This window comes from Mesorhizobium sp. M0514, from assembly GCF_040321145.1.
Lineage (GTDB): Bacteria > Pseudomonadota > Alphaproteobacteria > Rhizobiales > Rhizobiaceae > Mesorhizobium.
Genome location: NZ_JAMYQZ010000034.1, coordinates 20,531 through 43,210, shown reverse-complemented (window position 1 = coordinate 43,210; position 22,680 = coordinate 20,531). Strand labels below are relative to the sequence as shown.

Genomic DNA, 22,680 nt, shown 5'->3' with positions numbered 1-22,680 from the left:
GCCCTATTGGACCGCCACACTTTGCAGTTCACTGCTGAATCTGGCTTCGACAGTATCCCCCGGCAGCACAATCGCATCTTCGTCAACCAACAGCTTGCGCCATTCATTGCCGATCTTGCGCACGATGGTCACCTGGGCCCGTACCGTTTCGCCGGCAATCGGCAATGGCTGTGTGGATGCTCCAGTCGGCTGCAGCTTCTCGCTGGCGGCATGGAGCCTGGCGGTGACATCCGCCAGCCGAGCGTTGGTGTCCTTCAGATCCGTCAGCAAGCCAATCCTTCTTTGATTGTCGTTGCGTTCGTGCTGTCTGACAAAGTCCTCCTGCTGGCGCCGCGCCCTCATCAGCTCGACCGAGGTTTGAAGCGCGCCGCTTGAAGACAGAAGCAACGCGCGCCTGACATCCGCGAGCCGGGTGTTGGTCAGATTGCCTGCATCGAATGCCTTCGTCACTCGCGCCAAATCTTGCTCATCCGCCTTCACGCTCTCGCCCTCGACTTGCTCGCGTTTCTGCAAAACGTCAATTTGCTCGGCAGCGTCCGTCCGGCCCTTCTCCAGAAAATCCTGTTCCTGCCGGAAATCACTCAGCGCAACCTTCAGCGCCTCTGCTTCAGCCTGTGCCATCGCGGCTACAACGCTCGGCGAAAGAGGTGATCCCTGTGGTGTCTTCTTGTCGAAATCCGCCTGGCCCTGAAGCTCGGCGCGAATGCGGGCGGCGTGAAGGTATTCTTTCGTGTAATCTCCCCAGAGCATTTCGTAATCGCGCTTGAGATCAACCGGATCAGGCCCGGCCTGGCCTGCCCGTGATCGCAAAAGACTGAAGCCGCCGGAAACGGCCAGCGCCTGCCGTACAGTCATGAGCGGACGGTAGGCCTGTTGTCCTGGGGTGAGCACATCGCCCGTTACATAGATCGGGCGATAGTCCGCTATGATTGCTGTGACATCGTCGGGCTCGACAGTAACTGTCTGCTCCCGCCCGTCAGTCAGACGCACGTGAAAAATCTTGCTTGGCAAGAGCTCTTGCATTCGCCTTTGCAATTGAGACGCCGTCAGGCCTGCGACCATGATCATCCCCGCCTCCGGAAGGGCGATATTGCCATCCATCTGGACTACGGCGCGCTGCGTCCGATCAGGGATCGGCGCTATTCCTATCTCGACCGTATCGCCAGGTGAGAGTTGATAGGGCTCGACCTCGCCTGCGCAAGCCATCGAGGTTAGCGACATCATCACGACTGCGCCAAGAACGTATCGTCTACTGAAGGTCATTTGCGACAATCTCCTTCCGGTCGAACACCGGCTTCAAAGGCCATTCAACACGAGTAACGAAATCGTATACCGGGCCACCGGGCACGCCCCAGTTGCTGGACCAGACCACCTGGGTGCCGTCTGGAGACGGAGAGGCATGCGTCTCGCTCCAGTAGTCGAAGGGCGCGTTGTGCGTGTCTGCGACACGGCGGACCTCTCCACTGCCGTCTAGACACAGCGCAATGACTTGCTGAGCGTAAGGCGCCCAATCCGGGTGCTGCGATAGTTCGGCTGGCGCGCCGCCATAACTCAGAAACACCCAGCCGGGCCTGCCGAGCGACCTGAGTGACGCATGCATGGCCTCGCCATATTTCATCAGCGAGGTAGCCTTGCCATCAGCCAAGCGGCGCTTGATCACCTGATATTTGTCAGGATCCGATTTGCTGATCCCGACATAGATTTCGCTTCCGTCGGAATCGACCGTCATGTCGCCATGGCCTGGTCGATGGTGCTCCATCCACTTCTGGCGCAATATGCCGTCTATGGAGAAGACGAAACTCGCTTCGATTCCGTCCGGTAATTGCTGGGAACACAATATGTTGATTCCGAGTGGTGAGATCGAGCAGGAGCCGGTTGTTCCCGGGAATTCGGCAAGATCGATATCGGGGAATTTCTGCCGTAGCTTTAGATCGTAGCCAAAGACCACCGCTCTGCCGTCATTGTTCGTTGCACGCACCGCAATCCGGCTGCCGTCGCGGCTCGGATTGCCTTTGTTGGGTCCAAATTTGAGGTTGGAGTACGCTGCGGAGGCAAACACGACGTCCTCATGATCGGTACGTGGCGCCCATGTCGCAATCTGCCGGCCCCCGACGCAGATCATCAACTCGGGATCAGTGGGATGCCATTCGCATTCGGTAGCGCGGTTGCGGTGGAACAAAGGCAAGTAGGTTTGTCCGTCGAGAAAGCACAGGCCACCGCAACCATTGGCGATCAGGAGCAGGCTCTGGTCGGCATTCCAAGCCTGTGCGCTTGAGTAACGGTGGGTGCAGTACTTCTTCCCGCATACACCTGCCCGGCCGAGAACGCCCGGTCTGGTGATCCGTGCGAAAACCATGCCAGACCAAGGATCCCTTGTTTCGTGCACATAGCCCGGCAGGTTGTCCACAACCGCTGTGGCCGCCGCCTCCGCTGCCTTGCTTTGACGGCCGCCGGCAACGTAGATGTTGGGAGATATGGCACCGGCAGCCAGCAACAGCGCCAACGCATGACGGCCGCCCAGGGTCATGTCATGTAACCCACTTCGCGCCGTACCCGGCCTTCACTAAGGCGCTCGCGCCACCACGTGATTGTTCGCTCCAGCCCATCGCGCAGGCTGGTCTGTGTCCGCCATCCAGTCTCACGTTCAAAGCGCGAGGAATCGGCGAGCAAGGCGCGAACTTCGGAATTTTGCGGCCTCAGGCGGCTTTCATCACGACGGACCGGCTTTTTGCAATCGGTCAACTCAAGAACAATGGCCAATACGTCCGAGACGGTCGCAGCGCGTTGGCTGCCAGCGTTGTACGCGTGGCCGAACTCGAGCTGGGCGAGACCTGCGGTCAGGAACGCTGTCGCGGTGTCTTCGACATAGGTCAGGTCGCGGATCGGGCTGGTATCCCCTACCATGATTGCAGGACATTTCGGGTCGAGGACCTGCCGGATAATGGTCGGCACGATGGCGCGTTCACTCTGGCGCGGGCCATACGTGTTGAAGGGTCGCATGATCACCACAGGGACATCGAACGACCTGGCGTAAGACTCCGCCATCATGTCGGCGCCGATTTTGGATGCCGAATATGGTGACTGTCCCTGCAGGGGGTGTGTTTCGACGATCGGCATGGTTTGGGCAGTTCCGTAGACCTCGCTCGTGGAGGTATGGATCACCCGCTCCGTCTCCCATAGGCGCGCCGCTTCGAGGACGTTCACCGTGCCTAGGATGTTGGTTTCCACATAGGACTGGGCAGCGGCGTAGGAATATGGAATCGCAATAAGCGCCGCCAGATGAAAAACCGCGACTTGGCCGCGCATGATCCGGTTAAGGAACGCACTGTCGCGGACGTCACCACGGACGAGCCTCAACTGGCTGCGGATGGTGTCCGGCAGATCGTCTAGCCATCCATGGCTGTCGAAGGAATTGTAAAGGGCAAGGGCTGTGACATCTGCCCCGTTGCGAACAAGCGCCTCCGTGACATGCGAACCGATGAATCCGTCCGCGCCGGTCACCAGGACTTTCTTTCCATTGTAGCTCATCACTGCGCATTCCCTTGGCTGTTTGGAACGCTTCCCTTGGATATTCAAACGTCGATCGGCGGTACCGGAACCCAACCGACCACTGCCAGCACTCCCCGCACCATCCACGCGAGGTCGGAGACGATGGTGCGTCGCGGATAATATGAGAGGTCCAGTGTTGCCTTGGCGGGGAACATGACTTCCCGGTAGAACACGATCGGATCTACGGATTGGGGGAAGTAATGCGCTTCGTGCCGAAAAACGACCTGGGCTGGTCCCAGCAGGCCTGGCTTGTATTGCAGCACGGCCCTAAGCTCGCCCCGGAAACAATCGGCGAAAGCCAGGCTCTCGGGCCGTGGGCCGACGATCGCCATTTCGCCTTTGAGGACATTCCACAGCTGCGGTAGTTCGTCCAGCTTCGTCGCTGCGAGAAAGCGGCCAACGGTGGTCATGCGTGTATCGCCCACGACCGTCAGCGCAAGGCCTTGAGAGCCGCAGTTCACACCGAATTTGCGAAATTTGTACATGCGGAAGGTTCGGCCGCCGGCCCCGATGCGGGTCTGAGCGAACAAGATCGAGCCACCGCCCTCGAGCAGAAGCGCTCCGGCGATCAGCAGCATCAATGGCGCCAATGCGACGGTAGCGATGCCCGCCACCGCAAGATCGATTGCGCGTCTCGCAAAGCCGTGATCAGGATTCGGAACGAACATCCGGTGAAAGGCAGGGTCTAACGCATTCATGCAGCAGTTCCTCTTTGGGCGCCTGCTTTGAGCGCGCCTGTTTTGAGCGCGGCTGCCAGGGCAGCCACGACTGATTCGGCGGCGGCGGAAGTGATCTGGGGGTGCAGCGGAATTGTGAGCTCTCGCTCAGCGAAATCCTCTGTTCGGGGCAAACTCACGCCGGGAAAGCGCTCGCGGTAGAACGTCATTTGGTGCACCGGCGGGTAGTGGATGGTGGTCTGTATGCCCTGTGTCCGCAGCTCGTCGATGACATCCTGCCGGCTCGCGTAGCGCGGCAGGACGATCGGCATGATGTGGTAAGCCGACGTCCGGGGTTCGCTAAATGGAATGACAATGGCTGGGCAACGGTCCGCGATCAGGCGTCGGTACAAGACAGCTATGATACGCCTGATTTCGTTCCACTCTTGCAGGTTCTGCAACTGAACCAGCCCTATTGCCGCTCGCATCTCGTCCATTCGGTAGTTGAACCCGAGCATCGTGACATCATATTGCGGCGTACGACTGTTCAGCCGCTGATGCGTCCCCGTGGTCATTCCGTGCCCGCGGGCCAGGCGAACCCTGTCGAGCAGATCGGGGTCACGTGCAATCACGGCGCCCCCTTCGGCCGTTGTCATGTTCTTGTTGCCATAGAAGCTGAACGCGGCCGCGGCGCCGAAGGTCCCGACTTCCCTAAGCCCGGGCGCGTGCGCAGCGTCCTCGATGATATGCAGCCCGCGAAGCCGGGCGAACCGCTGCCATTGTTCCCGATCGGCGAGATACCCGGCGAAGTGAACGAGAATGACCGCTTTCGTGCGCGTCGTGCACCGCGCTTCGGCTTCCGCAACCGAGATCAACGGCACGTCGACGGACTCGATATCGACGAAGACCGGCGTCGCCCCTACATACAGCACCGCATTCGCCGTCGCCACGAACGTCAGCGAAGGAACCAGTACTTCGTCGCCAGGGCCGATGCCCAAAGCATGGAGGAGAAGATGGAGCGCTGCGGTGCAGGAACCAACCGCAACGCAATCTCGCGCGCCATGCATGCTGGCAAAGGCCTGTTCGAACTCTCGTACCCTGTCCCCCATCGTAAGCCAGCCGCTATCAATCACCTGCGACAGGGCTGCCTTCTCTGGCACGCCTAGGATCGGGGCGCTCACCAAGAGCATCTTGACCTCCTGAAAGCCTTGTTAGTGGCTAGACCTCTGCATCAGACTTTCATGCGGCTGCGGCGGCAGCCGCGACCTCGATTGAGGACGACTGATCTTCCCAGGCAATTGCCTGTGCATTCTGGAAGTCATCGACACGACCGATGTCGAGCCAAAGACCGTCATGCTTGTAAACATGCACGGTCGTGCCGCCCTGCATCATCTGCAGCATCAGGTCATCGAACCCAAATGGGATCCCGGACGGAATGAACCGCAGGACATCTGGGTTCATGCAGTAAATCCCCATGCTGACGAGATGGGAAAGCGTCGGCTTTTCCCGGAAGAGCTGGACGGTATTGTCGATCTCGTCGATGACCCCGAAGTCCATCTTGATATGACGGCACGCCGTGGCAATCGTAACGGGATCCCTATGCAAGCGGTGCGCGGTTACAAACCGGCTCAGGCTTAGATCTGTGAGGACATCGCCGTTCAGAACGACAAATGTTTCGTTCAGTTCATCCCTAATCAGAGAGAGAGGTCCGACGGTGCCGAGTGGCTCCATTTCCTGGGTATATTTGATCTTCAAGTTCCATTGCGATCCGTCGCCGCAGACGCTACGGATCAAATGCCCTAGATACCCTGTCGTAATATACACGTCTTCAATGCCGTTGCGCCGCAGCCACTTCAAAAGCAACTCAAGAACAGGCCGGGCCCCTATCGGCATTAATGGTTTCGGCAGGACCGATGTAAACGGTCGAAGGCGCGTACCCATCCCACCACATTGAATCACCGCTTTCATTCGATCCTCCTGATCTGCAGTTGGCTTTGTTCGGGATCGGTGTTCCATTGTCCGGCCAGGGCATACCCTCAAATCCGGCCAAACCTCGGCGGCAATCCGAACATCATATGTGAAAAGGTATGTGACAGCCGGGGCGGCTGTCGTCGTGCATTCGAATGGTAGGGATTCAAAACGTTCAAGGTATTAGATGGCCACGAGATCAACAGCCGATAGAAGCGCGATTGGGCACTGATCATGACGGCGATAAAACGAAAGCAGTTGCTTTCAAAAAAGCTGCGATCCGCCCGGGCCGGGCCGGCCTACAGGTCCAGCGACAGCGGGTGGCGACATAACAGAAATGGTCCTGAACAGCTGGCTTTGGACCCACAAATGGGGAACCGGCATCGTTTTGCGGACAGGCACCGCACGCCAGGGTTAAAAATCTATGGATGAGCTTCGCAATTTAGTATTATATTAGACGTTCTGGATGTGCGTGGATGGGACGCTGCGGACATCACTGTGATGCGTTGACCAGTGGATGGCCGCCATTTTAGGACCACCACGGATTGTCGATCATAGGCGAATGGGAGGTTCCAGCGGGTTTTCTCGTCGGGAACCGAGTAACGCGTTGGGGTAGTTGCATGGCTCGGATCGTCATTGCCGACGATCACGGCTTATATCGGCGTGGTCTCCGGCTGGCACTCATGGCTGGAATTCCAAGCGCCGAAATATTCGAAGCTTCGTGTTTCGATGCCGCGGTCAATCTTCTAGAGGAGCAGGCGTCCATCGATCTTGCGATCCTCGATCTGAACATGCCTGGGCTGTTCCATCAGGAAGTGCTCAGCGACTTTATGGCTGCCTATCCTGACACTCGCTTTGCGATCGTTTCCGGGGATGATTCCCGCTCGGAGATACTGACCGCGCTTTCGATCGGACTTCACGGGTATATCGTCAAATCGCAGAGCGACGAAGAAGTCGTGCTGGCTGTAAACGAAATCCTCGCTGGCCGGATCTATGTGCCATCTCTCCTATCTCGAACGTCTGCCGACCAGAGATCGCATGCCCCCCCACCTCCGGTACAAAATGCCAGCCGCCGGCACGAGGGCTCGGGCGACGTCGCTAGGCTGACATCTAGACAGAAGGACGTCCTCAAGCTGATGGCAGAGGGGTACTCGAATAAGGAGATTGCCCGCAATCTGGACATTGCCGAGGCGACAACGAAAATCCATGCCGCAGCCGTGCTGCGTGAGCTTGGGGTTAGAAACCGTACCGAAGCAGCTGTGTTGCTCCAAAGCTGGCTGACGAGACAGGCGAGTTGACGTATGCCCCTCGAACCGGCCCGAGTTTGCTTGCAGGAAATCGCAGCAAAGGGCCCACACCATCCGTTAATTGGCCAATTCGGCTTCGACTTGGAGGGGCTCTATTGCAATCCAAATTCCTCAATTTCTTTGCGCGATACACGCAGCGAATATCGAAGGCCATCTTCGGTTATTTCCATATTCGGGGAATGACCGACAAGCGGCGTGCTGTCCACACCGATTATCAGTGACCCGAACCCGCGGCGTACGACTTTTGAACTCTTCCGTCGGCCCGATTCCACCCAATCGAACACGAGGTCGTCACCTTCGTCCTCGGATGCAAATCGCCACTTAACTTCGACCCTGCCATTCGGGTCACCCAGCGCACCATGTTTCACCGAGTTTGTCGTCAACTCGTGAAGGATCATCGCCAAGCCTTCGGCGGCGCCGCTTGGCACAGTGAGGGAAGGTCCACTGATCGTTATGTCGCGTGTCTCCTTGAAGGGCTGCAATTCCCGGTCCACGAGCTCATGGAGCATCCCTGACAGGTTGGCGTGACGAGAAAGGATGCGATGGGTCGCCTCCAGCGTTCGAATCCAATCGATCAACATCTCCTTGTATTTGGCAACGTCATTGTCGGGAATATCGATCATGTTGACCAGAGCTCTGATCACTGGAAACACATTGCTGAACCGATGGCGCTCTTCGCGCATTATGCGCTCGCGTCTCTTTACGGCGGCGCGAAGCAAAGTTGTTTGTCGACGTTCGGTCAGATCCGCCGCCACCCCGATGCGCATTTTGCGGTCGCCGTGCTCTTCCTGCCGTCCACGCAAAGCAATCCAGCGTGTGTGACCATCCACTTGCCGGACACGGATCTCGACGTCATAGTTCAATGCCGATGAAGGCTTTGCCGAGGCGGACAGCTTCGGCCAGTCGACGGGATGGATTACAGCCGAGAGTTCTTCCAAGCCGCGGACTGGGGCCGGAGGCAGACCAAGAATGTCCCAGAACTTGCTCGAGCCGGCGACTGTCCCATCGTCAATGTCTATTTGCCATGTTCCCAGGCGCCCGGCAGACACGGCGAGATCAAGCCATTCCTTCTGAGCCCGAAGGGCCTCGCGTGCCGCTTGTCGCTCGGAAATATCGTCAACCACCACGAATACGCTCTCATTTGGCGCCTCGTCCGGCCGCGACGAAGACAGGGCCAGGTGAGCCCAGAATGCCGTGCCATCCTTGCGCAAAACGCGGATATCCGTCGCAGACGCGGTCCCATTGCCCAAATCTTCCAAAAGTTTCCGCACAGTACCTCGATCGTCGGGGACAATGAGTTCCTGCAACTTGAGTTGGGCAAGTTCCTTGTGCGCGTAGCCGGTCATCTCCAAAAGCCGTCTGTTCGACTGCAGCAGTTCGCCATGGCGATTGGTATTAGCAAAGCCCAAGGCGGCAGCGTCGATGGCAGCGAGCCTCGCTTCTGCCACCCTGAGCGCACCGTGCAGATCTTGTCGCAGGCGGTGGAACACAGCTGCGATCAGGCTACCCGAACCCAGGAGGAAGACGGCCCCGGTCCAGTCTCCACCAGTGAGGTGACCGTCCAGCAGGTGTCGCATCCACAAGCCGGCGACCGCCATCAGAAGCGTTGCTGCGATGGCAACAAAACGGCCCTCAAGATACACGATGACAACGGTTATGGGGATAAACGCAACAAGCGGCAACGGCTGGCCGCCATATACCGTACTTATCGCCTCGAATGCTATCGATGCTGCAAACACCAACAGCGAAGCTAGATGAGCCAACGTAGTGCTCGACACATTCGATTTGAGCCAGCGCAGGTCCGAACCCATGCGCAAAGACTACAACTTTCGGTCTAGTCCGTCGAGACTAGGCCGAAGGGGTGGCACCTAATCCCAATGCCCGATTGCCATGACTTTGCCGGCGAATAAAATCATGTGTCAGGAGCGCTCTTCAGAAAGGTATATCCAAGAGACGCTGCGGAAAAACCATTCGCAGATTTCTCGCAGTATGTGGAAATTCAAGTTGAAGCAGCAACTTCAACCGATTTTATTTGCGTCAGTAGCAATGGGTTGGGTGGAAGCGATGACACTGATTGAAACGCGAAACGATACGCTCGCAGGCAGGCAATACATTGTATTGAACGATACCCGCCACGAACGGCCGATAAGCCTTGTGGACCGACCGGACGCAAGGGTCGGCGGATCTCGACGACGCAGCCTGGAATCCATCACCGGCATGCTTGATCGTATGGGTTGCGGCTATCTCGTCCTGGACCGAGACAAGAAAGTAATAGAATGGAACGCTGCCGCTCGGGACACCCTCGCACGCCAGGGCGAAGCAACTGATACAGCCGTCGAGCTTGCCGCCGGGTTGAGGCGGCTGGTCGCGAATGTTCCGGTCCACCTCCAGCCGGGCTCACTCTCATGGGTAGTGATCCACAGCAGAGGCGACAGGCCGGTGACCATGAACGAGACGGGCGTCGTTACACCGGACGGGACAACCGTCGTCGCATTGCTGGACCGGGATAACAAATCGGCGGCCAACCCTCGCACGTTGCAAAGGATGTTCGGTTTGACCAGCGCGGAAACGCAGTTGGCGCTACGCCTCGCCCATGGCGACGCGCCCCTGGAGATCGCCCGCAGTTGGCATCTCAGTCGCACGACTATCCGCTCTCAGCTTGCCTCACTATTCGCCAAGACCGACACGAGGCGTCAGGCGGAACTAGTGGCTCTTTTGGGGCGCATTTCGGTTTTGCCATGAGAAATCGACTGCTGTCTGCATCCGCTTTGATTCAGACAGCGGCGGCCCGCATTGAGCGCGCTGTCGCGTAGATCACAAGGCCGGCGGCGCCATTTCCGATCGTTCAAGGCGCTGCCGAGATAGCGCAGAACGCGGAACCTGGAAACGGGAGTGACTTGCCATGGCCGAAGCAGATTCGAAGGTCAACAAGCTGGCGGATATCGTTCACGCGCTGCAGGATGGTGCTGCGTCGAACCTTACGCACACGGGGCCGATCATCGTCACGGGCGCCGCTGGGTTCATCGGATTTCATGTTGCGTCACGCCTTTTGCGGCTCGGCGCCGAGGTCATCGGCGTCGACAACTTCACGCCTTACTACGACCTGAAGCTGAAGGAGGCGCGATTTACACGGCTCTGCGCCGAGCCGAGGTTCACGCCGATGCGCTTCGACCTGGCGGACCGGTCGCTGGTGAAAGCGCTGTTCTGCGAATTCCAGCCATCGCACTTCGTGCATCTGGCCGCCCAGGCCGGGGTGCGTCATTCGCTCGTCGACCCGCATGCCTATGTGGAGTCAAACATTGTCGCATTTCTCAACGTTCTGGAGGGCTGCCGACACGCCGGCGTCAGCCATCTCGTTTATGCCTCGTCGAGCTCCGTATATGGCGCCAATCGACGCATACCCTTCTCCGAACATCATGGTGCCAATCATCCGGTGAGCTTCTACGCCGCCACCAAGGCCGCCAACGAATGCATGGCGCATTCCTACAGCCATCTGTTCGGCTTGCCCGTAACCGGATTGCGCTTCTTCACCGTCTATGGTCCCTGGGGCAGGCCCGACATGGCAGTATACACGTTCACCCATGCCATCGCCGAGGGCCGAACGATCGAAATCGCCAATGCCGGGCGCGTATGGCGGGATTTCACCTATATCGACGACATCGTAGAGGGGGTTGTTCGCGTGCTCGCCAAACCACCGTGTCAGGATCCCGGTTGGGACGGTCGCGCTGCCGATCCTGCCACCAGTTCGGCGCCATATAGGCTCTACAATATCGGCAATGATCGGCCGGAAGAAATCAACCATCTGATCGCGCTCATCGAGACGGCCCTTGGTCGCCGCGCCGTTCGCGTCAACGTACCTTTACCGCCAGGTGACGTCCTGGAAACCCGCGCCGATGTCAGGGACCTGCGCCGCGCCGTTGGCTTCGCACCGGCGACAACACTGGAGGACGGCGTGCAACGTTTCGTGGAATGGTATCGGGAATTCCATGCACGCCCTGTCGGACAGGTGCGACCAGCTGGCCTTCCGGCAACGGCATAGTGAGCACAACGCCGCCGTTTCCCAGGTGTGGCAGGGTCGCGGCTCGCCTTCAATCTGTCTTGGGATACGCCGGCACTGGAAGGGACCCAAGCTGCCGTCCTGTGCCGTGCCCGACCCCCAAAAGGCGCCGCGCATAGCGGGTGAGCGGCTTCTCGAACAGACGGTGGGTGATAAATGCCACGCCCAGGGTTATCGCCAAGGCCGAACCGATGAAAGCCCACGGGCCGAGCACAAAGATCAAGCCTGTACGCCAGAAAATTATGCGCATGGCGCGGATCACGAATGGATGCATGAGGTAAAGAGCGTATGACGCATCGCCAACGCCAGCGGCCCACCTCGCCGCCAGGCTGTCATGCCTCAGTTTACCCGGCGGTGCCAAGGCAGCACTCCAAACTATTAGAGACGCCGGAATGCCATACACGACGGGGCGACCAAGGCCGGCCGAGGTATCGGGAAACGCCGCCGCAAGCATCAGGGCACCCAGTCCCGTTGCGGCGACACAGGCCCTGATTGGGCCGGAAGGCCGCAGGCCCGAGGCGCAAATGACCCCGATCATCGCGCCGAAAGCAAGTTCGAGGATGATCGGATTGGTCCAGAAACCCCAGGGCTCTGGCAAAGGAGCCGCAAGAGCGCCCGAGAGCACCATCCCAACCAGGATCGTGAGCAGGACCGTAACTGCCCACCGCATGGGCAGCACGATCGTCGCCGTGAACAACACGTAAAACAGCATCTCATAATTGAGCGTCCAACCCAACTCGTAGACCGGCTGAACGACGCCGTCAGGGCGACTGGCCGGAACGAATAAATAGGATTCGACTACAAACCTGAAATCGACGTAGCTCTGGTTGAGAAAATTTGGGGCGGCCACCGCTACCGCAATGTAGAGCGAGGTGAGCGCCCAATATAGCGGGACAATTCGCGCGATCCGGCGGGAAATGAAGAGACGCGCGCCCCCGGGCTTTGCGAACAGCTGTCGCGACGTATGCACCATGATAAGGCCGGAAATCACGAAGAAAATATCGACTCCAGCGCTCCATGGTATCGGATTCCAGCTCTGAAAGGTGCGGCCGGCCTGTAATTCCAGGGTGGCCGCATCATGCTGGGCGTGTCGCAGCGCGACCGAACTAGCCGCGAGGGCGCGCAGGACCTGAACTTGGGTGAGGGTTTCGCGTTGGCTGCGCTCGACAGGCGTCGACCTCTCCGAGCGACGGCGCACTGCAGGCGCCGAGGCGCTCGCCATTCGGGCTTGTTCCATGAATGCTCCGCAGATTGTGAGCACACCCTGGGGCGCCTCCGAAACTGATGCATCCTTCAAATGACGGACACAGCCCGCGAAGTATCGGCTGCCCGCGCGGGTGTCCGGAACAGAGATACGCCGAAGCGTCTGTGCAGCCCTATGGCCTTTGTGCGATCCGGGCTTCGTGACTTCCTGCCCGAACGACGGCAATCACCGTAGCCAAAACAGTGCTCTCATTTGCTCGCCCTCAAGAACCAATGCCATTGACGGGCATCGACCGCGCTCGGCCTGATCGACAGCAAGGCAAAAACCAAGCCTGGCATGATTTTCAGTCGCTTGCGGATATAGACGGCCATGGCAATGCTCCAGATGCTCAGTGCAAGTGCGACACCCACCGCAGCGCCAAGCAGGCCGTACACCGCAACTCCGGCTGCACAGGCAATGATATTGGCCACAGCACCCGCTATCATCGTCGTTGCCGCAGCCCATTCATTTCCAGTCATGGTCAGGAGATTCTGTTGGGGCCCGCACAGCGCGACAAAGACATATCCCAAAATCAGAACCCGTGCGATCGGCGCTCCCGCGCTATAACCCTCACCGAAATAGCTCAAGAACGGCTCGACGATCACCATCATCGGGACGGCCACCAGGATGGCACCGCCAGCAGAAAGCAGGGTTGCGCGCGCGAACAGCTGTTGTAGGCCTCTGCGATCGCCTCTGACGTAGAGATCGGCTGCTGTTGGCGAAAACATGGTTGCCACGGCGATACGGGACAGGCCCACGAGCATCGCGACATTCAAGGCCAGCGCGAAAATACCCGCTTCAGCAATATGGCTTGTCCAGCCCAAAACCAGGACTCCTGCCCGACTGACGAAAACATCGAGCCCGGTGATGAGCATGAGCGGGGGGACGGCAAGCCACCATTCCCTCGAGGCATAACTTGGCTTGGCGTGTCCCAGGTCGGGTGGTTCAAACCTCCTCGCGATGATGAACACCAGGGCCGCTGTGAAAGCGGAACTCACAAGCACCGCCAGCGTCACCGAGGGCGCATCCACTGTTCGAAATCCCGACAATGCCAGGAGGGCTACCAACACGAGCAGGAGCCCGTCTCGCATGATGCGCTCCGGCAACAACGCCGAGACAACGCCGCCGAAAGCACGCACAAGCGTGGCTCCGAGAGCATAGGCGGTAACCAAGGGCACAGCCATCATGCCGAGCACGATGCTTGTCTCAAGCCCTCTTTCCGTTGGATCTGAAAGGAACAGGACTGACGCAGCGCCGATCATCCCGAACAAGGTTGCCGCTATCAGCGATCTCTGCAGCGCAAATCTTATCACCCCGCGGGCCAGATCAAGCCTGCCACTGGCCCTATAGGCCGGGAGGAAACGCAACAATGATACATTAAAGCCAAGCGTTGCCAGATAGGCGAGCACTGACGTCCAAGCCTGAACGTAGGAATAGATGCCGTAGTTGTGAGGTCCGATAAGGCGTGCAATTGCCAACTGGGCAAGACTGGTCAAACCAGCGCCACCAATATAGATCAACAAGGCGAAGATGCTTGCCCAAGCGAGCCGCGATCCCATGTCCTTGTTGCGCGGCGGTGTGGTTGCTGAACCAGTTGTTACGTCTGCGCGATGAGATGGCAACTCAATTTGCTTTTCGCCGACCGCCCTATCGAAGCGCGACAATGCAGAAAGTATTTGTCTCTCAATCCGACAAATACTTTTAAAGGTCGATGGACCATCGGTGTATTCGACGGAGATGATTTCCCGGCCAGATGTTGTCAGGAGGTCATGCATCGCTTCAAAAACGGCGAACGAGCGCATGTTCACGTTCAAGTCGGCCTCGAAAATCCGTTCCGCCGGCGGCTCAAGCTCCATCCGCCTACGAAGGCGACTTTCCACGACCGCAGCTGGCACCAAGAGCCTGACGGTGAGATCGGCCGCCGGTGCGAGGCTGAGCGCCTTTTCCAGCGTTCTGGGGTTGGTGCTCCCATTGAACATCGCAAGCGAACCAATCGCTTGAACATATCCTTGATCGAAAATCGTAATTTCGGGCGATTGCTCCGCAGACTTCCAGCAACGCGAAAGGTGCAGGATGTATCGCCAGATTCGCGCGCGCCATATTCGGTTTTTTGGCGGTATCATCCTCACCATTGCAAAGGAATTGGAAATATCATCGGCTCGCCCTGCCGAAAAAAGCAATATTCTGGCTGTTGAAAATATCGCCGATACGATCCGTGATATGAACAGAAAGATTCCGAGATCATATTTGGCGGCCCTGGTGCTTGGCTTGTAGCTGAGGGCGACCTTGGCGTGATAGCCTTTCCCGCGCAGCTGCTGCGCAAGCGCATGTGCGAAGGTTGTTTTGCCGGATCCTGGAGGTCCGAAAAATTCAATGATCATCGTGTAGCTGGCTCGATTTAGGGGCGCGATCGCTCCCTGGAGATTCTGTTGAAGATCGCAGACGCATCTTCAAACCCTCTCCAACAGAAGATCGGCGTTGTCTCCGAGCCTGGAGCCGGCTAGCCTCTTCAGGTTCACCCGGGTGAGCACACTCCCTACTGGAACGGTGGCGGATCCGCCGGCCCCTATTGCATCCAGAGCACCACGGGCAATGCTGCGCCTCGTCCTTGCCCAGCGAACGGCAAAAAGCACCGAATCGGCCCAGCGCTTAAGCAGCCTGGTTTCAGGCCCCCCGAGGCCCAGGGGACCGTTCATGATGACCACGTCGTAGGCCGAACGCAGCTCCTCGGTGAACTGGCATTTGTCGACGGTGGACAGAAGCGTCAGGAGATCATCGGAAGGTGCTGGAGCGGCCATGAGGTCGATACCGATTTCCGGCATCCTCGTGATTGCATCCTTCAGCACGCAACGTTCATTCACATAGTCGCCGAAGGAGTTCCGGGCCTTGTCGGTGCTGAATTCACCACGAAACCCGTTCGTGAGCCGTACATCCTTGCGATCGAGATCGAGGAAAAGCACTCTTCCTCCCAGCCGCGTTGCCGCCAGCGCCAGGCTCCATGCCAACTCGGTCTTGGCATCGTCCTGGATGCTGGACGTCACGAGAATGATATGCGGCGGCTGCCCCTTCCCCTGAGTTGGCGCCGCAGTGACGAGCAGCGAAGTCACGGCGCGGCTGAACGGCAAGTTCTGCTGGCTCAGAACCAGATGCCGTAGCTTTCTGGCGTTAAGTCCCGCAACCCTGGGAAGCAGTCCTACGCACGGGACCCCAAGCTCGGCTTCGGCTTCGGCTTCACTGCGCAAGGTTTGGTTGAAACCGTTGCGGACCAGGACAATGACCGCCCCCATGAGACCAAAGACGACCATGCCGGGGGGAATCAGGAAAATTGGCGACAATGTCATGGGGGTCGACGGCGGCCAGGCGGTCGAAAGGACCGCTACGCCTGGCGAAGGAGCGGCGATGCGACGTGTCAAGTCCTGCTGCCGGCTCAGGAGTTCGTTGTAATGCTGCGTCACGATGGCTACCCGAGGCTCAAGGGAACGCAGCCCCGAAAGTTGGCTCGCCGTGTCGGCCACGGCCGCGTCGAGCATCGCTTTGCGACTTTCAAGAGCCGTAGCCTGGGACCGGTAAACATTTGCCTCGGCAGCGATTCGGGCAACGCTTTGCTCCATTTCGCGGGCGATCGCGTTGCGCAGATCGCCGTCGGCGGCGGCACCCGACTGGCGTGTCACCAGGTCCGTCAACACGGGCGACCCGATTTCTTCAGCGATGGCCGTGACCGGGGCGCCCGCCTTGCGCAGGTCCTCAATACGGCGAAGGCGCGCTTCCGACGCGGAAAGACTGGCTTTCGATAGGAATATCTGCCGGCCGAGTTCCGCTGTCTCACTGGCTGCGTTGTTGGCCGCAGTCTGATCGACGGCGCCATGCGTGAGCCGGTATGTCTCCAGCCGATCTGTCGCTTCGACAAGATCCCTTTGTACTTGCGGAAGGCTGGCGACTATCGAATCCAGATGAACCTGATCCGATGCTCGGCTTTTTTGTACCAGATCTTGAATGTAGACTTGGGCGAACGTGTTCGCGACAAGTGCCGCACGCGCCGGACTTGGATCGGTGAACCCGATGGTGATGACGCGCGATCGCAGCTCTTGTCCGACCCTCATTCCCTTGCGTAGCGCCTTCAGCTCGGGCGCGTCCGCTGCGTCCGGATTTTCCGCCACTGTCTTATCCTGTCTCCAGGCCCTGTTCAGGAGGTCGATGAGGAACGAGCCAGCCGCGGGCGGGACGGCATTGACGACGCTCTTTCCGTTACCGTCGACTGGTTGGGCTTTGCGCAGTGCTGCCAGGACCCGACGCAGGTGGCCTTGCGAGGAGAGCATCGTCAGATGATCATCGATGTTCGATTCCAGCGAGTCCTGGGCGGATGCCACGCCACCCGAAGCACTGCTGCTCGGGGCGTCGATAATGACCTGCGTCGTTGCCTCGAACAGCACCGGGCGGGTGAAGCCTGCCAGTCCGGCCAGGATGCCGCCCAGAAGGGCCATGGCAAGCAAGAACCATTTTCGCGTCGTCAGGATGATGACGAGCTGGTGGAAGGGTGACGATTGCGTTGGCTCGCGTGGCGGCCGCATCAAGCGCAGATTGGTTTCAAGTGTCCCAGCTTCCATCTGCTTGGCGCGCGGACGCCGGGCGCGGTTGGCTATGGAACCTTCCATCTCAATCCCCTGTCAGTTCGATATGGTAAGAAGGGTGCGTGGCGACCGTCGATGGCCGCATGGCTTCGTTGCGCCACGCCTGAAACATGAGCACCGGCCACAGGTCGCGGAAATTATCTTGGCTTCCATGCAGATGATTGCGCCAGCATGCGTCGACCTTCTCACGGTCGATGACCCCGTCCCCGGAGCGGCCGATCGTAGCAATGATATCGGTTGCCCAGCCGCGCAAGGGCCCTTTCAACCAAGTCCCGACCGGAACGTCGAAACCTTGCTTGGGCCGGTCAACCAGTCGGCGTGGTACATAACGATCAAGCAGTCGGCGAAGCAACCATTTGCCCTTCCCGTTTCGGACTTTGGCACGGGCTGGCAAGCGCCAGGCGAACTCAACGACGCGATGGTCCAGGATCGGGCATCGCCCCTCGAGGCTGTTGGCCATAGTGGCTCGATCGAGCTTCACCAAAATGTCGCCCGGTAGGTAGCCTGTCATGTCGGCGAATAGGAGACGCGCGAGCAGGCCGTCGAGCTTTGTCGTGTCGGTAGGTGCTGTCGACGGCTTGCGATGAACAAGGTCGTTGGCTGAAGATTTGGTCAGTTGCAGAAGGAGTTCGTCCTCATCTCGCGCCGCGAGCAGGCGGGCAAGGCGAGCCAGGCGGTCACCGCGCAAGCCATGCCGCATATTCGATGAAAGCGGCAGATTGCCGAAGATATCTTTCTGAGAGGCTTGGGCCAGCAACCCAGCCCCCGATGCCAACAGCCGGCGAAATGACAATGGCAGCTCATGCTGCTTTGTGAGGCGGGCTGCCAGGAAGTGTCGAGAATAGCCTGCGAAGCACTCGTCGCCACCATCGCCTGAAAGCGCCACGGTTACATGTTGCCGCGCGAGCCGCGACACCAGCAGCGTCGGTATCTGCGATTCATCGGCAAACGGCTCGTCCCAAATCCGGGGCAGCTCCGGAATGACCTCAAGCGCGGCGGCCGGCGAGAGATGAAGTTCCGTATGATCGGTGCCCAGATGCCGAGCCACCGCGGCCGCATGGGGAGCTTCATCAAACCCACCTTCGCCGAACGCTATGGTGAACGTACGAACGGGGTTTCGGGACTGTGCCTGCATCAGCGCGACGACAGTCGAGCTGTCGATTCCGCCCGACAGAAAGGCGCCCAGCGGCACATCTGCAATCATTCGTTCCTTGACGGCCAGGCGGAGCAGGCTGTCGAGCTCGGTTGCGAGGTCCTCGTCGCTGGCAGCTATCGGATCGCGCTGTCCCTTGCAGGCGACATCGGCCAGCGACCACCAAGGGTGAATGCGATGCGCAAGCGAACCGGTGTCTCGGGCGTTGGCGAATTGCGCCGCAGTGACCGACAGTACTGAACCAGGCGGCAGCTTGAACACGCCCTGCCAAATGCAACGGTCATCCGGCACCCAGCCTTTGGAAACCATTGTCGTCGCCGCATCGACATCGAGTTTCGGGGTGAAGCCTGGGAAGCAAGTGATCGCCTTCAACTCCGAGGCGAAGACGAGCGCATCACGTGTCAAGGCGACATAGAGTGGCTTCTTCCCAATTCGGTCGCGGGCAAGCTGAAGCGTTCGGTTCTTCAGGTCCCACAGCCCAAAAGCAAACATGCCAGCGAAGCGCGCGAGGGCTGCATCAAGGCCCCAGCTTTCAATCGCGCACAGCATGACCTCCGTGTCACTGGCGCCGCGGAAATGATGGCCCGCCCCTTCCAGTTCACGGCGCAGATCGCGAAAATTGTATATCTCGCCATTGAAGGTGATGACATACCGACCGCTCGCGGAGAGCATTGGCTGGCGACCCGCTTCGGACAGGTCGACGATGGCCAGTCGCCGGTGGCCGAAGGCTACCCCCCCTTCACGGCTCACCCAGAAGGCCTCACCGTCAGGTCCGCGATGACGAAGCGCCGTCGCCATCGGTCCGATGGCCCTGAGCGCACTTGCGTTGGCTGCATCGGGCGCCAACAAAATTCCGGCGATCCCACACATTCTAGCATCTCCTCTGGCGAACAATCGCGGGGATCGCTTCCGGCGTCCCAGCGGCAAGGCAGAGGGTCAGACAGAACCACACGATCGGATGGCGGATGACCAAATGCGGAGCACTGAAAACGGCGATCGATGCCACGAGCGCCACCAGAGCGTCCAGCTTCGCCCGCCAGGCGGACAACGCAGCCGAGCCGAAGATCCACATCAGGGCTAGAACCGAAATCAGGCCGCCCTGAGTGTAGAGATCCAGGATGGTGCTGTGCGCCTCGAAGGGCCGCGGCAAAAACTGTTGATTGACCACGGGCGGACTATCTAGGTGCGGGCCCGGACCCAGTCCAAGCGATCCCGATCGTGCCCCCTTCTCCAAGGCTGCATTCCAGAGGTAGAGGCGAAGCGCCGCGGTTTGGGCAGTCGCTTCCCCGCCCTTGTCTTTGGTCAGGCTCTTGGCGAAGTCTTCGGCGCTGGAGGCCTCGCTGAGGGCATAGGGCGCTATAGACAGGGCCAGCGGCAGGAAGCCAACGGCCATCAGGACGGCAAGCTGCCTTGAAAGGCTCGCCTTATTGCCGTCGCTCGTCAGCCAGGCCCGGACCCGCAGCCCGAGAAGGATCAGACAAGCCAGGACCGTGGTATAAAGGTAGGTATCGCTTTTTGTCAGCCTTCCGACGTAAACGGTGAATATGAGGCTGCATAGGGCAAGGCATCTTCCCCATTTATTGCTGGTGGTTGTGGCAAGATGCAAGGCCAGTGGACCGAGTAGGGCGCAGTAGAGCGCAAGCTGGTTCGGATTGTCGGACCATCCGCAGAAGCGGTCCCAGTACCAGGGCTCGACCCCAGCCTGATGGAGCCAGCCGAAGCCAAGCCCTACCTGGATGATGAAGCCCGCATTCGCGATAGCAACCATCCACCAGGCGATACGACGCAAACGGAAAGACGCGTTGGGCTCCGCAGCGGCCAGACAGGTGACGCACGCCAACAGCACATAGGCCAGCGTGTCGTGCAACAACGGATCCAGGAACAACGTGGTTGTCAGAAAACCGATGATGTAACCCACGCCCATGGCAAGCGCCAGGATCAGCCAGAAAAGCCCAAGCTTGGCCAGGGCCGGCGTAACCTCCAGTTGGCCGCCAGCAAGGATTCGCGTCATCGACAGCATTATCCAGAGCGTGAGGCATAGTTCGCTGTAGCCGAAGGGCAGCCCTGGGATGCTGAGTTGCGCCGCGTAGGACATCGCGACGCCGAAGGCCAGAAGCGCATCACGCATCATTGCCGCGCCTCGCCCAGTCGATGGGGGCTCGGCACCGCCTCTTCCCTCGGATTCGCCTGCGCAGCTTGAACAAGCCTGCTGCGATATCTGCCACCCAGGATTGTCTTGTACAGGTCGCAATACTGGTCGATGACCCACGACAACGAGAACCGCTCCCGCACGAATCCGACGGAACGGCTCCCCATGGTCTTGCCACGGGCGGGGTCGGAAAGAATATCGACTATCCGGGAGGCCAAGCCATCCGCATCGCGCGGCGCCACGAGATAGCCGTTCCAGCCATCCTCAACCACATCGTTGCAGCCCGGCATATTCGAGGCGACGATCGGCAATCCGGACAATCCCGCCTCCAGCAGGACACGCGGAATTCCCTCGCGATATTGCGTCGGAAACGCAAAGATATCCGCCATGCCAAGGAGGGCTGGAATGTCGCGCCTTGGCCCCAATGCGACAACGTGGGGAACATGGCGCTCGATATCGGCTCTGCTGACGGCAAACGGACCTTCGGAGTCTTGCGGGCCGACAAGTACGAAACGCGCGTTGGGCCTCTCGCGGATAACGCGAGGAACCGCCTCGATGAGGGTTGGAATCCCCTTCTGCCGCGTGAGCCGACCGACAAATATTATGACCTGGGCCGATTGTAGGCCAAGTTCCTCGCGCATCGTGGCAGCCGAAGGACCACGATACCTTGCCATCGAGAATGCATCGGGGTCGATGCCAGAACTCCGGATCAGTCGCCCTTTGCCGCAAGCCACCAGCCGATAGCGCTCGAAGAAGGCCTGATCATCACTATTCTGGAAGACGGTCATGGCTGTCCAACGAGACGCCACCCCCTGAAGGCCGCAAAAGAAAGGACGCAATGCCAGGGCCCGCGGCTCCCGCGACGAGAATGTCCAACCAAGCCCGTTGATGGTGCGAACGACGGGAACGTGCCCGCGCACCGCCAGTGGAGTTAGGAGATTGGGCTTGGTGTCGAAACTTTGAATGATGTCCGGACGCAGTTCGGACATCAGTTCACGGATCGCGCCGACAGCACCCCATTCTGCACCGCCGCTGCCAAAGCGGTCGAACCCGAATCGGCGATGGGCAATGCCATGGGGTGAAAAGGCGGCTCCGAGATCACTCGAAACGGCAGTGACTTGAAAACCCCTTTCGCGAAGCGCCAAAAGAAACGGGATTCTTAGTCTATGATCCTCGCCTCCAACGCAAACCAGATGCGGACTCATCCTGTCGCTCCTGGATGCGATACCAATCGCGTAAAACAGCTGATCCTATCCGCGGTTTCCATGGCCGGTTTCATCGCCCCTGAACACACAACAGCCAGTCCCACGCTAGGAGCACGCTTTCGTGCTGTCCTCGTCTGTTTGCATGAAGCAAGCTGATCAACGATGCGGCAATGCAGCCACAACCGCTGTCGCCTCGGTCAGTGAGTTGGGTTCATCCGGTCTGACGGTGCAAGGACGACATCTTCGCGTACGACACGGCGGGCCGGATATAAAAAAGGGCTGTGTTCGAAAGGTCCGCGCGCCGCGTTCAAAGCAACTTCCGCCCGCCTTCTCTCGCCGGATCAACATCGCGACCAGGCGGTGTGATGACTCGCACCGCCAATTCTCCCGATCGCTTCGTCTGGAAACAGGCTTTCACCCGGTCTCTGGATATGGTCGGACCCACCAGCCGCATCTTCCCGCGGCTAGGCGACCGCGTTGCCATGCTCGCCGTCATCCGGACCGGCACGCCCGCCTTTCCGTTGAACCCGGTGGGATCCAGTTCAGTGCCTCTCCGCAATTGCCAGCGGCGCGCGCCTCGCATGACCTTGTGGAGTACTGCCTTGCTCATTTTGGCGCCGAGGCTTTTTACGAGGAGCATTGAGCGGCTGCAATGGGAGGGCTTCGCCAGGACGCGGTTCCTTTTGCGGTCTGAGCTCGAATAAATCCTGCGGAAGCGCGCATTTGGCGGTGGCTCGCGCAACCGAAGCGCGCATTGGCCGATTG

16 protein-coding genes are annotated in these 22,680 nt (G+C 59.3%); 3 read left to right on the top strand and 13 right to left on the bottom strand.

The window, feature by feature from the left end; all coding sequences use genetic code 11:
- Nucleotides 1–3: 3 nt before the first annotated feature.
- The 6 genes from NKI61_RS16095 to NKI61_RS16070 are packed head-to-tail and all read right to left on the bottom strand — an operon-like array spanning nt 4 to nt 6,173.
- Nucleotides 4–1,263 carry a polysaccharide biosynthesis/export family protein gene (locus NKI61_RS16095; protein ID WP_023697137.1) on the bottom strand — a complete coding sequence of 420 codons (1,260 nt, stop codon included), beginning with the start codon at nt 1,261–1,263 and terminating at the stop codon, nt 4–6.
- Nucleotides 1,250–2,527 carry a hypothetical protein gene (locus tag NKI61_RS16090; protein WP_023697136.1) on the bottom strand — a complete coding sequence of 426 codons (1,278 nt, stop codon included), beginning with the start codon at nt 2,525–2,527 and terminating at the stop codon, nt 1,250–1,252. Before NKI61_RS16090 ends, NKI61_RS16095 begins: the two co-directional genes overlap by 14 nt.
- On the bottom strand, nt 2,524–3,528 hold the full coding sequence (locus NKI61_RS16085) for an SDR family NAD(P)-dependent oxidoreductase (RefSeq protein WP_352840042.1): 1,005 nt from the start codon (nt 3,526–3,528) through the stop codon (nt 2,524–2,526). The genes NKI61_RS16090 and NKI61_RS16085 overlap by 4 nt, the downstream gene beginning before the upstream one ends.
- A 44-nt stretch (nt 3,529–3,572) precedes the next feature.
- Entirely contained in the window at nt 3,573–4,247 is a 675-nt protein-coding gene (locus NKI61_RS16080) for a sugar transferase (protein ID WP_023681043.1), read from the bottom strand.
- On the bottom strand, nt 4,244–5,395 hold the full coding sequence (locus NKI61_RS16075) for a DegT/DnrJ/EryC1/StrS family aminotransferase (RefSeq protein ID WP_023670904.1): 1,152 nt from the start codon (nt 5,393–5,395) through the stop codon (nt 4,244–4,246). Before NKI61_RS16075 ends, NKI61_RS16080 begins: the two co-directional genes overlap by 4 nt.
- Nucleotides 5,396–5,444: 49 nt before the next feature.
- The gene (locus tag NKI61_RS16070) at nt 5,445–6,173 is read right to left on the bottom strand and encodes a nucleotidyltransferase family protein (protein WP_352536730.1); all 729 of its coding nucleotides are present in this window, start codon (nt 6,171–6,173) and stop codon (nt 5,445–5,447) included.
- A 620-nt stretch (nt 6,174–6,793) separates the two neighbouring features.
- On the opposite strand from NKI61_RS16070, the gene NKI61_RS16065 reads away from it, so the two are divergent.
- Nucleotides 6,794–7,471 (top strand): LuxR C-terminal-related transcriptional regulator, encoded by a 678-nt coding sequence (locus NKI61_RS16065; RefSeq protein ID WP_023681040.1) that lies wholly within the window; start codon nt 6,794–6,796, stop codon nt 7,469–7,471.
- 101 nt (nt 7,472–7,572) lie between these two features.
- On the opposite strand, the gene NKI61_RS16060 is transcribed toward NKI61_RS16065, so the two are convergent.
- Nucleotides 7,573–9,291 carry a sensor histidine kinase gene (locus tag NKI61_RS16060; protein WP_352536729.1) on the bottom strand — a complete coding sequence of 573 codons (1,719 nt, stop codon included), beginning with the start codon at nt 9,289–9,291 and terminating at the stop codon, nt 7,573–7,575.
- Between the two features lie 193 nt (nt 9,292–9,484).
- Here NKI61_RS16060 and NKI61_RS16055 point away from each other — a divergent pair, with 193 nt between their 5' ends.
- Both NKI61_RS16055 and NKI61_RS16050 read left to right on the top strand, forming a co-directional pair.
- Entirely contained in the window at nt 9,485–10,222 is a 738-nt protein-coding gene (locus NKI61_RS16055; protein WP_352536728.1) for a helix-turn-helix transcriptional regulator, read from the top strand.
- A 160-nt stretch (nt 10,223–10,382) separates the two neighbouring features.
- Nucleotides 10,383–11,519: an NAD-dependent epimerase/dehydratase family protein gene (locus NKI61_RS16050; protein ID WP_081725364.1), complete on the top strand. Its 1,137-nt coding sequence runs from the start codon at nt 10,383–10,385 to the stop codon at nt 11,517–11,519.
- A gap of 49 nt (nt 11,520–11,568) precedes the next feature.
- Here NKI61_RS16050 and NKI61_RS16045 read toward each other — a convergent pair whose 3' ends face one another.
- The 6 genes from NKI61_RS16045 to NKI61_RS16020 all read right to left on the bottom strand — a co-directional run bounded on the left by NKI61_RS16045 (nt 11,569) and on the right by NKI61_RS16020 (nt 21,915).
- Nucleotides 11,569–12,774 carry an acyltransferase family protein gene (locus NKI61_RS16045; protein WP_352840041.1) on the bottom strand — a complete coding sequence of 402 codons (1,206 nt, stop codon included), beginning with the start codon at nt 12,772–12,774 and terminating at the stop codon, nt 11,569–11,571.
- A 215-nt stretch (nt 12,775–12,989) separates the two neighbouring features.
- On the bottom strand, nt 12,990–15,161 hold the full coding sequence (locus NKI61_RS16040; RefSeq protein WP_352840040.1) for a polysaccharide biosynthesis C-terminal domain-containing protein: 2,172 nt from the start codon (nt 15,159–15,161) through the stop codon (nt 12,990–12,992).
- 69 nt (nt 15,162–15,230) lie between these two features.
- Nucleotides 15,231–17,432: a GumC family protein gene (locus tag NKI61_RS16035; RefSeq protein ID WP_023733255.1), complete on the bottom strand. Its 2,202-nt coding sequence runs from the start codon at nt 17,430–17,432 to the stop codon at nt 15,231–15,233.
- Between the two features lies 1 nt (nt 17,433).
- Nucleotides 17,434–19,431: an asparagine synthase (glutamine-hydrolyzing) gene (asnB, locus tag NKI61_RS16030; RefSeq protein ID WP_352840039.1), complete on the bottom strand. Its 1,998-nt coding sequence runs from the start codon at nt 19,429–19,431 to the stop codon at nt 17,434–17,436.
- A 1-nt stretch (nt 19,432) separates the two neighbouring features.
- Nucleotides 19,433–20,692 carry an O-antigen ligase family protein gene (locus tag NKI61_RS16025; protein WP_023681031.1) on the bottom strand — a complete coding sequence of 420 codons (1,260 nt, stop codon included), beginning with the start codon at nt 20,690–20,692 and terminating at the stop codon, nt 19,433–19,435.
- Nucleotides 20,689–21,915 (bottom strand): glycosyltransferase family 4 protein, encoded by a 1,227-nt coding sequence (locus NKI61_RS16020; protein ID WP_352840037.1) that lies wholly within the window; start codon nt 21,913–21,915, stop codon nt 20,689–20,691. The genes NKI61_RS16025 and NKI61_RS16020 overlap by 4 nt, the downstream gene beginning before the upstream one ends.
- Nucleotides 21,916–22,680 lie beyond the last annotated feature (765 nt).